Raw genomic sequence first — 10,168 nt, 5'->3', positions numbered from 1 at the left:
AACCAGTCATTACAGAGATTCTGGGTTGATCATGGTTGAGGAAAATTTTTCAGAGGATGGGGAGCAATGGCTCGTTTTCCACGTCTTCACAGCAGGTGGAAAACCGCCGGCTGTGAAGAAGGGGGTGTTTTCGTTTGTTTTCCACAGTGTGTTGAGGGGTTTTTTGGTCGTCTTCCGCAGCCGCTTTGTTGTTTGGTTGGGCCAAATGGCCATGAAAAAACCCCCATTCGGGGGCTGAGTCCGTTGATGGAACCCGTTTTCTAGAAGCCCATGACGCTGGCAACGGTGCTCAGATCAGGATTGAGGTCGGTGTGGAAGGAGGCGTCGTTGTTGCTGATGGCGCAGTCGGGATCCTTGAGGCCGTTGCCGGTCAGGACGCAGACCACCGTCGAGCCAGCAGGTACTTCATCTTTGCGTTTGAGCAGACCTGCCACGGAGGCAGCACTGGCGGGTTCACAGAAGATCCCCTCCTGACCGCCCAGGAGTTTGTAGGCCGCAATGATTTCTGCATCGGTGACATCCAGGAACGCACCCTTGCTGGCTTCGCGTGCTGCCAGTGCCTTGGCTCGGTTGACCGGGTTGCCGATGCGGATGGCCGTGGCGATGGTTTCCGGGTCCGTCACCGTGGTGTCGTTCACCAAAGGAGCTGATCCACTGGCTTGGAAGCCCATCATTCGGGGGAGCTTCCGGCTCTGGCCCGCCTGCTGATATTCCTGAAAACCCATCCAATAGGCGGTGATGTTGCCTGCATTGCCCATGGGAATGCAAAGCCAATCGGGTGCGTCTCCAAGGGCATCCACAATTTCGAAGGCAGCCGTCTTTTGCCCCTGCAGCCTGTAGGGATTCACCGAGTTCACCAGAGTGACGGGGTACTTCTCCGCCGCTTCCCGAACGATGTCCAGGGCGCGATCGAAGTTGCCGCGAATTGCCAAGACCTCGGCGCCGTAGACCAGTGCTTGAGCAAGTTTTCCCTGGGCAACGTAGCCATCGGGGATCAACACGAAGGCCCGCATCCCTCCCCGGCGGGCATAGGCCGCTGCGGCAGCACTGGTGTTGCCTGTGCTTGCACAGATCACCGCTTCACAACCGGCTTCCTTGGCTTTGCTGATGGCCATGGTCATGCCCCGGTCCTTGAAGGACCCTGTGGGATTCAGGCCGTCGTATTTCACGAACACCTTCACGCCCTTGCCGATCTGCTCCGCAATCGATGGCACGGGAATCAGAGGCGTGGCTCCCTCCCGCAGGCTGATCACCGGGGTTGCATCGGAGACGGGAAGCCAGCTGCGATAGGCCTCGATCAGTCCTGGCCAGTCCTGCATCACAGGGGTGGCAGTGAAACGCCGACGGAGGTTCTGAAACAGGGACACCGGCTGGGATGGGGGGATTTCCGGAATCTAGGCGGCGTCCGTTCAGGGAATAGTCAGGGTTGCGCGTCCTTCATCCCGTCCAGAGGGGAGTCGGAGAAAAACTGCACCAGGCCAGCAATTGATTCCGCTTTCTCAATGACCCCAAACAGGGCTGGCAGGTTCACCGCCATCACGGCATTGGGATAGCCCTTGAGAAAGCTCACCGCGGTGAGACCTTCTTCGCTTTGCAATCCATTGATCACCCCGGCACGGATCGCCGGAACACTGACCTCAGGTTCTGGTGTGTAGATCGGGTAGATGATGCGTGAAGCACGACGCAGGATGGCTTCACCGATTCGTGTGTTGATTAAACGGCTGGTGAGCACCAGTGGAAGCTCGAGGCTTTGATTGAGCATTTTCGACACCTCCTGAGGCTCTTGCCCGGAGAGTTCAAGCAGATCGCCCAAGAGTCCGATGGCTTCACCAGTCTCAGCCAGGTGTTCAAATTCCTTGACGGGAATTGAGCGGCGGAAGGCACCACTCACAAGGGCCACATCCGTGGCGGCATGCAGAGGTTGCATGACGCTGCTCCAACCGAGTCCTAGTCCTGCCGCTACGGCAAGCATTGAGGAACGGGTGAAGGGCTTGAGACGCATCACGCTGAGGGTGTTCTCAGGAACTTAGGCAGGAACTCCAGCGGCGACCCGCACCAGGCGGACAACTCCACGTTCGGCCAGCCCTTGAGCCACCTGGAATCCCATACGGCGGGTGTCAGGCTCATTCAGCACACGTGGCATTCGTCGGAGCAGAAGTTCCGGTTTGAACCCCGGCAATGACTGCAACACCTGAATTAATTCTCGGACTGGTTCCAGTTGCATCAGTGGATCTGAGAGCCCAGGGGGCGTCTGGGCGATGGCGGAGGGTTGCAGTCGTTTGGGCAGGCGTCGACCGAGGCGCTGCATCGTGGACCAGCCCAGAGCATCGATTCGGTCCACGGCGGCGGTCACCAATTGATCCCGAAGCAGTCCCGCCTTGTGGGAGAACAGGAAGTCGAGCAGTTGATCCAATAGTGCTTCCAGGTCCAGTTGAGCTTGACTTGCAGCGCTGGACACCAGGTTTTCCAAACGGGTCCAGCGGAAGGCGTCCCCGTCGAACAGCATCTCCTTGAGACTCTGACGCAGTTGGGGATCGGGATCTTCCATCAGTCGCCGGGCGAAGTACGGGTAGGCCGCACCGAGGATCTTGAAGTTCGGATCCACACTCAGCGCGATGCCCTCGAGGGTGACCAGCGATCGGATGATCAGGGCGTAATAGGGCGGCACCCGGAACGGGAATTTGTACATCACACCGGACATGTCGTCGGTGACCGCTTTGAAGTCCAAGCGGTTGACGCCGGCTTCAAGGGCTTGGCTGAAGACCTTCTCAAACGCTGGAACAATGGGTTCCAGGTTCACGTCTTCCGCAAGGAATCCAAGGGTGACGAAGTCTTTGGAGAGCTTCCCGAAGTTCCGGTTCACAAGATGGACAACCGCTTGGATCAAACCCGTGCGTGATTCGCGGCTGACTTCGCTCATCATTCCGAAGTCCAGATAGCAAAGGCGTCCGTCTTCCAGTGCCAGGAGATTGCCGGGGTGGGGGTCGGCATGGAAGAAGCCATGCTCCAACAACTGTTGAAGGCTGCAGTTCACGCCCACTTCAACCATGTCGTCTGGATCCACACCGAGCTCCCGAACGGCATCCAGGTTGGTGAGCTTGACCCCGTCGATCCACTCCATCGTCAGCACGCGCCTGCTTGTTGCGCTGTGGTAGATCTTCGGAACGGCGATTCGAGGATTGCTTTGATGCAGTTCGGCGAAGGTTTCGGCGTTTGACGCTTCGTTGAGATAGTCCATCTCTTCGAACACCCGTCGCCCCAGCTCGTCGATCAAGGCGACGAGGTCACTGCGGATCAGTCCGATGTTGCTGTTGAGCCAGGCTGCGATGTTGCGCACGATGTACAGATCCAGGGTGATCTGTTCGCGTAGGCCTGGGCGTTGAACTTTCACAGCCACCCTGGCCCCATCCTTGAGGATTCCTTTGTGCACTTGACCAAGGGAGGCGGCTGAAATCGGATCGCGGTCCAGCTGTTCAAAAATTTCATCGACCGTTGCCCCCAGGTCTTCCTCGATGCAGGCCATGGCCAGGCCGCTGTCGAAGCCAGGCAGTTGGTCTTGCAACTGGGCCAGTTCTTCAAGCAGCAGCGGGGGGACGATGTCGGGTCGTGTGGACAGAGCCTGGCCGGCTTTGATGAAGGCGGGGCCGAGATCCACCAGCAGTTCAGCGCATTCGCGGGCTCGACCCCGGGCCCGTTGCTCGTCTTTCAGCAACTGGAACATCCAGTCGAAGATGACACCCAGGAGCAACAAGCCGATGGGCACCAGGGTTTGCCAGAGCCGTCGGATCAGCCGCTGGGGATGGCCTGCATAAATCCGCGTGATGGCGGCGGGGTCGTACTCGAGCAACCCCGCGGCTTCGATGAAATCCCCGAGCTCTTGCGCCATCAATAAAAGGGATGTGCGACCCCCCTTCTAAACGACCCAGGCCGCCGCTACGGTCGGCATCACCACAGGGCTGGATGTGCTCACCGGTCTGCTGCTGCAGAACATCGCTCTGATCGAGAGTCTTGAACTGGAGTTCAGCTCCGGCTTCACGGTGCTTACTGGTGAAACCGGCGCAGGCAAGTCGATTCTTCTTGATGCCCTCGATGCGGTTCTTGGGGGAGGGCAGGGGGCCAGTGGCGTTCGTCTGCTGCGCAGTGGTTCTGATCGAGCCAGGATCGAGGCTGCCTTTCAACTCAGCCCTGGCCTTGAACAGTGGTTGATTGCGGCGGACTTTGATCCCGAAGAGGAGCTTCTGATCAGTCGTGAATGGAAACGGCAGGAGGGTGATCGCTTCTCCAGTCGTTGTCGTCTGAATGGCAGCACGGTGAATCGTCAGCAGTTGCTTGAGCTCAGACCCCTGCTGATTGACCTCACCGTTCAGGGCCAGACCCAGTTGTTGTCGCGAGCGGGGCAGCAACGGCTTTGGCTGGACCGTCTTGGTGGTTCCTCTCTGGCAGAGATCAAGTCAAAGGTGGCTGATGCCTGGGCGGACTGGCGCGTGGCTGCAGATGCTCTGATGGCTCTTGAGCGGGAACAGCAACGCTCCGAGCAGGAGCAGGCTGAACAAGAAGAGCAGCTGGAGCAGCTTCAAGCTGCTGATCTGGATGACCCAGACGAACAGCAGCGGTTGGAACAGGATCAGGATCGCCTCGTTCATGGGGTTCGGCTTCTTGAGGGTCTGGCCCTGTTGTTTGGGCGTCTCCGCGATGGCGCTGATCAGAGTCCTTCTTTGCAGGATCATTTCGCGGCGTCCATCCAGGAGCTGCAGGCCATGGCCCAGCTGGATGGTTCGCTTGAGCCGCTGCGGGATCAGGCTCTGGATCTCGAAGCTGGTGTTGAGGCCTTGTTGCGGTCCCTCGATCAATACGGTCTGGCGCTTGAGAGTGATCCGGACCATCTCGAGAGGATCCAAGACCGTCTGTCGGTTCTCAAACGCCTGCAGCGTCGTTATGGCCTCGATCTGGCTGGTTTGATTCAGCGTCGCGATGATTTGCTGCATCGTCTGGGTGCCGAAGGATTTGCGGCTGAACTCGCTCGCCTGCATCAGAACGAGAACGACCGACGCCAGAGGCGTGATCAAGCCAATGCGGCCTTGCATCATGAGCGTTCCAAGGCGGCTGCGGCTCTGGAGGCGTCATTGCTTGAGCTGTTGCCTCCCATGGGTTTGGCCAATGTGCGCTTCAAGGTGGATCTCACTGTCTGTGATCCCGCTGACCATGGTGCGGATGCTGTGCAATTTCTGTTCTCCGCCAATCCCGGCCAACCGATGGCACCGCTGACGGAGGTGGCGTCCGGTGGTGAGATGTCCCGTTTTCTGCTTGCGCTTAAGACGACCCTGGCCGCAGTGGATGGGTCCAGCACGCTTTTGTTCGACGAGATTGATGCCGGCGTCAGTGGACGCGTTAGTGGAGCGATGGCGGATCTTCTCCAGACTCTTGCCCGTCAGCGCCAGGTGTTTTGCGTCACTCATCAACCGCTCGTGGCGGCGGTGGCCGATCACCATTTCCGGGTCAGCAAGCATGTCGAGGGCGGCGTGACCCATTCGCGAGTGTCCCGACTGCGGGACACTCAGGAACGACGCCAGGAGCTGGCTGATCTCGCTGGTGGAGATCAGGCCGATGCCTATGCAGCGAGCCTGCTGGACCAGCGAACAGCTTGAAGGCTTGAGTTCTTCCTAAGCTCATGAGCTTTCCAACGGGTCCTGATGGCGCGAACTGCTGCCAAGATCGCTGACTCAGCTGGCCCGCTGGCGACTCAGGACGACGTGATTCGGGTGAGGGGTGCACGGCAGCACAACCTCAAGAACGTCGATGTCACCATCCCTCGCAACAAGCTGGTGGTGTTCACCGGGGTGAGTGGCAGCGGCAAGAGTTCGCTGGCGTTCGACACGATTTTCGCGGAGGGACAACGTCGCTACGTCGAAAGTCTGTCGGCCTACGCCCGGCAGTTCCTGGGGCAGGTGGACAAACCCGATGTCGATGCGATCGAAGGGTTGTCCCCTGCGATCTCGATTGATCAGAAATCCACCAGCCACAACCCACGCTCCACGGTGGGCACCGTTACGGAGATTCAGGACTATCTCCGTCTGCTGTTCGGCCGGGCTGGCGAACCCCACTGCCCTAAATGTGGGCGATCGATCAAGCCGCAGAGCATCGACGAGATGGTCGATCAGATCCTTCTCCTGCCGGAGGGAACCCGCTATCAGTTGCTGGCGCCGGTGGTTCGCGGCAAAAAGGGCACCCACACCAAGCTGATCAGTGGCTTGGCGGCTGAGGGCTTTGCCCGGGTGCGCATCAACGGTGAGGTGCGCGAACTGGCCGACAACATTGAACTCGACAAGAACCACAGCCACAACATCGAGGTGGTGGTCGATCGCCTTGTGGCCCGTGAGGGGGTCCAGGAACGTTTGACCGATTCGTTGCGCACGGCTCTCAAACGCGGCGATGGTTTGGCGCTTGTGGAGGTAGTGCCCAAGAAAGGCGAGGAGCTTCCCGACGGCGTTGAGCGGGAACGTCTCTATTCCGAGAACTTCGCCTGCCCCGTTCACGGCGCTGTGATGGAGGAACTGTCGCCACGGCTGTTTTCGTTCAACAGTCCCTACGGTGCTTGTGAGGCTTGCCATGGCATCGGCCATCTGCGCAAATTCACAGTGGACCGGGTGATTCCAGATCCCAGTCAGCCCGTGTATTCCGCGGTCGCTCCTTGGGCGGAGAAAGACAACAGCTACTACTTCTCCCTGTTGTTCTCGGTTGGTGAAGCCTTCGGCTTTGAGATCAAGACCCCATGGAATGAGCTGACTGATGAACAGCGGGATGTGCTGCTCAACGGAAGCCGTGAACCGATTCTGATTCAGGCCGACAGCCGGTATCGCAAGGGCAAAGGGGGTTACACCCGCCCGTTTGAGGGCATTCTCCCCATCCTTGAGCGGCAGCTGCGTGATGCCAGCGGCGAGTCTCAGCGCCAGAAACTGGAGAAATATCTGGAGTTGGTTCCCTGTGCCAGCTGTGCCGGTCAGCGGCTCCGACCTGAGGCCTTAGCGGTGACGGTGGGTCCGTATCGGATTCCAGAACTCACGGCCGTCAGCGTCGGTCAGACCCTGGAACGGATTGAAAAACTGATGGGCGTGGGTGCCCATGAGGGCTCTGATCCTTTGCTGAGCGCCCGTCAGATTCAGATCGGTGATCTCGTGCTCAGGGAAATCCGCCTGCGCTTGAAGTTCCTGCTGGATGTCGGTCTGGATTACCTCAGCCTGGATCGTCCGGCGATGACGCTCTCCGGTGGTGAAGCCCAACGCATCCGGTTGGCTACCCAGATCGGTGCTGGCCTCACAGGGGTGCTTTATGTGCTGGATGAGCCGAGCATCGGCCTGCACCAGCGGGACAACGATCGTCTCCTGAACACTCTGGTGCGGCTCAGGGATCTCGGAAACACCCTGGTGGTGGTGGAACACGATGAAGACACCATCCGCGCTGCGGATCACGTGGTGGACATCGGTCCCGGTGCTGGTGTCCATGGGGGCCACATCGTGGCTGAGGGAAGTTTCGATGACTTGGTTGCAAGCAGCGAATCCCTGACTGGCGCCTATCTGAGCGGCCGGCGTTCGATTCCAACGCCGGCCGAACGCCGGCAGAGCGGCTCACGTTCCCTCAAGCTGATCGATTGCAACCGCAACAACCTCAAGAACGTTTCGGTTGAGTTCCCCTTGGGTCGGCTGGTGTCCGTCACCGGTGTGAGCGGCAGCGGCAAGAGCACTCTGGTGAATGAGTTGCTGCATCCCGCTCTGGAGAACGGACTCGGTCTCAAAGTCCCCTTCCCCCAGGGGGTGGGCGAGCTGCGGGGGTTGAAGTCGATCGACAAGGTGATCGTGATCGACCAGAGCCCGATCGGACGAACCCCCCGATCCAACCCGGCCACCTACACCGGTGCTTTTGATCCGATCCGTCAGGTGTTTGCCGCCACGGTGGAGGCGAAGGCCCGCGGTTACCAGGTGGGGCAGTTCAGTTTCAACGTGAAGGGCGGCCGTTGTGAGGCCTGCCGTGGTCAGGGCGTGAACGTGATTGAGATGAATTTCCTGCCGGACGTCTACGTCCAGTGCGATGTTTGCAAGGGCGCCCGGTTCAACCGTGAAACCCTGCAGGTGAAATACAAGGGCTACACCATTGCGGATGTGCTTCAGATGACGGTGGAGCAAGCCGCTGAGGTGTTTGATGCGATTCCTCAGGCGGCAGATCGGTTGCGCACGCTGGTGGATGTGGGTTTGGGTTACGTCAAGCTCGGCCAGCCGGCGCCAACCCTCTCGGGGGGTGAAGCCCAGCGCGTGAAGCTGGCCACGGAACTGTCGCGGCGTGCCACCGGCAAGACTCTTTATCTGATTGATGAGCCCACCACTGGCCTCAGCTTCTACGACGTGCACAAGCTGATGGACGTGATGCAGCGGTTGGTGGACAAGGGCAATTCAATCATCTGCATCGAGCACAATCTCGATGTAATCCGTTGCAGTGACTGGGTTATCGATCTTGGCCCTGAAGGCGGTGACAAGGGTGGCGAGATTCTGGTGACGGGGACTCCAGAGGACGTCGCCCAGCACCCCACCAGTCACACAGGGCGCTACCTCAGCCGGGTTTTGCAGCAGCATCCCCCTGAACTTCCTGTTCCCCTGGCAGCTTGATGGCTCGACTTCGCACACACCTGGCTGCCCTGGGTGTCGGTCTCTCTTTGGCCTTGACCGGGGGGCCCGCTTCAGCCCTGGAGCGCCTTGTGCTGCGACTGCCGTTTCTGGAAACTCAGGTCACGATCAATCTCTCCGGTGGTCAGTCCGCTGAGGAGTTGATCCAGGCCAGTCCGGATCTGCAGGATCTGCAATTGGCCAGTGGTGGCAAGTTGATGGACTTCCTGCGCCAGGTGTTCCTCACACCACTGCCTCTGGAAACAAAAGCCTTGCTGGCGGGATCGACCGGTCAGCCTCTCCTGGAGCAGGCTCTCCATGCAGCGACGCAGCTGGTCGAACTTGAGGACTTTGAACCGGATGTCAGTGGACGGATGCTGACGGATGCCCTGCTCCGTTCTGAACGCAGAGGACAACCCAACATTCTTGGTTTTTTGAGGGAGTTGCCGGGAGAGCAGGCGTCGATCGATCTGTCGCGCCTTGTTGAGGTGGCCAACCGGCTCAAAACCAATCTTGAGAACGGGGTTGCCTTGGCGAATTCCACTGAAGCCGCATCTGTGACGGCCGGAATGCGTGTTCCACTCCGCTCCAGCTGGTCCCGTGAGGTGGTTCAGGTTTCTGTGCCCCACCGCCCGCAAACCCTGCGGGTTTTGATCCTTCAGCCTGCATCGTCGGCCAATGGTCGTCTGGTCGTGATTTCCCATGGGCTTTGGGACGATCCGGAATCCTTTGAGGGGTGGGGCGAGGTGCTGGCCGCCCATGGGTACACGGTGTTGATGCCGGACCATCCAGGCAGTGATTTCAATCAGCAGAAGGCGATGCTCGCCGGTGCTGCGCCGCCCCCAGGCCCTGAAGAACTGCGGCTCCGACCCCTTGATGTGTCCGCTTTGCTGGATGGCGTCAGCACAGGGCGTCTTCTGGCAGGCGCCAAGTTGAACACCAATGCCGTTGCGGTGGTGGGTCATTCCTGGGGAGGCACCACCAGCCTTCAATTGGCTGGTGGTGTTCCCACCGATTCCAGACTCAAATCCCGGTGCAACGACCTGAAGCATCCGGAGCGAAACATCAGCTGGGTGCTCCAGTGCAGTTGGCTATCGGGGATCAATCAAGCCGCTGTTTCGGATCCAAGGGTCAAGGCTGTTGTGGCCGTCAGTCCGCCGCTGCGTTTGTTGTTTGATGGCAGTCGCTTGGAGACCCTTCCAGCAAAGGTGTTGCTGATCAGCGGCACGCGCGACTGGGTGGTGCCTTCGGGTCCGGAAGCGATCGCTCCGATGCGCGATAACAAGGCAGCGCAGTGGGGGCATCGATTGGTGTTGGTGCAGGGTGCTGACCACTTCAGCCTCCGCAGTTTTCGTGATGAAGCGTCTCCAGCACGGGTTGCGCCGGTCATCCTCGGCTGGATCAATGAGCAGCTTGAAGTGGATGGCGTGATCACCTTCTCCAAGGGTGGTTGGGGCGACGAACAGGGCAGCCTTGTTGATGTCAGTGATCGCCTCTGACATTGCCGGGTTGTTACA

General features: G+C 59.5%; 6 protein-coding genes. 3 read left to right on the top strand and 3 right to left on the bottom strand.

Annotation, left to right across the window (positions count from 1 at the left end):
- Positions 1–260 precede the first annotated feature (260 nt).
- The 3 genes from thrC to SynPROSU1_RS13795 form a co-directional block, all read right to left on the bottom strand.
- A complete protein-coding gene (thrC, locus tag SynPROSU1_RS13805; RefSeq protein ID WP_186572428.1) occupies positions 261–1,319 on the bottom strand; it encodes a threonine synthase in 1,059 nt (352 codons plus the stop codon).
- A gap of 101 nt (positions 1,320–1,420) precedes the next feature.
- Entirely contained in the window at positions 1,421–2,002 is a 582-nt protein-coding gene (locus SynPROSU1_RS13800; protein WP_186570990.1) for an alpha/beta hydrolase, read from the bottom strand.
- A gap of 24 nt (positions 2,003–2,026) precedes the next feature.
- Entirely contained in the window at positions 2,027–3,886 is a 1,860-nt protein-coding gene (locus tag SynPROSU1_RS13795; RefSeq protein WP_186570989.1) for an AarF/ABC1/UbiB kinase family protein, read from the bottom strand.
- 76 nt (positions 3,887–3,962) lie between these two features.
- Here SynPROSU1_RS13795 and recN point away from each other — a divergent pair, with 76 nt between their 5' ends.
- Genes recN through SynPROSU1_RS13780 form a run of 3 tightly spaced genes read left to right on the top strand, consistent with a single transcriptional unit; the run spans position 3,963 to position 10,150 of the window.
- Complete coding sequence (gene recN, locus SynPROSU1_RS13790) at positions 3,963–5,645, top strand: DNA repair protein RecN (RefSeq protein ID WP_186570988.1); 1,683 nt, start codon at positions 3,963–3,965, stop codon at positions 5,643–5,645.
- Between the two features lie 45 nt (positions 5,646–5,690).
- Positions 5,691–8,654, top strand: coding sequence for an excinuclease ABC subunit UvrA (gene uvrA, locus SynPROSU1_RS13785; protein WP_186570987.1), 2,964 nt, complete (start codon positions 5,691–5,693; stop codon positions 8,652–8,654).
- Positions 8,654–10,150 (top strand): alpha/beta fold hydrolase, encoded by a 1,497-nt coding sequence (locus tag SynPROSU1_RS13780; protein ID WP_186570986.1) that lies wholly within the window; start codon positions 8,654–8,656, stop codon positions 10,148–10,150. Before uvrA ends, SynPROSU1_RS13780 begins: the two co-directional genes overlap by 1 nt.
- The last annotated feature ends 18 nt before the right edge of the window (positions 10,151–10,168 follow it).

Source organism: Synechococcus sp. PROS-U-1 (genome assembly GCF_014279755.1).
Taxonomy (GTDB): domain Bacteria; phylum Cyanobacteriota; class Cyanobacteriia; order PCC-6307; family Cyanobiaceae; genus Parasynechococcus.
The sequence above is the reverse complement of the archived record's forward strand: the minus strand, read 5'-3'. Positions and strand labels throughout refer to the sequence as shown.

Bases quoted from the DNA above. Each gene is read 5' to 3' on its own strand.
- SynPROSU1_RS13780 (WP_186570986.1), top strand. From the start codon at position 8,654: ATGGCTCGACTTCGCACACACCTGGCTGCCCTGGGTGTCGGTCTCTCT.
- thrC (WP_186572428.1), bottom strand. From the start codon at position 1,319: ATGCAGGACTGGCCAGGACTGATCGAGGCCTATCGCAGCTGGCTTCCC.
- uvrA (WP_186570987.1), top strand. From the start codon at position 5,691: ATGGCGCGAACTGCTGCCAAGATCGCTGACTCAGCTGGCCCGCTGGCG.
- SynPROSU1_RS13795 (WP_186570989.1), bottom strand. From the start codon at position 3,886: ATGGCGCAAGAGCTCGGGGATTTCATCGAAGCCGCGGGGTTGCTCGAG.
- SynPROSU1_RS13800 (WP_186570990.1), bottom strand. From the start codon at position 2,002: ATGCGTCTCAAGCCCTTCACCCGTTCCTCAATGCTTGCCGTAGCGGCA.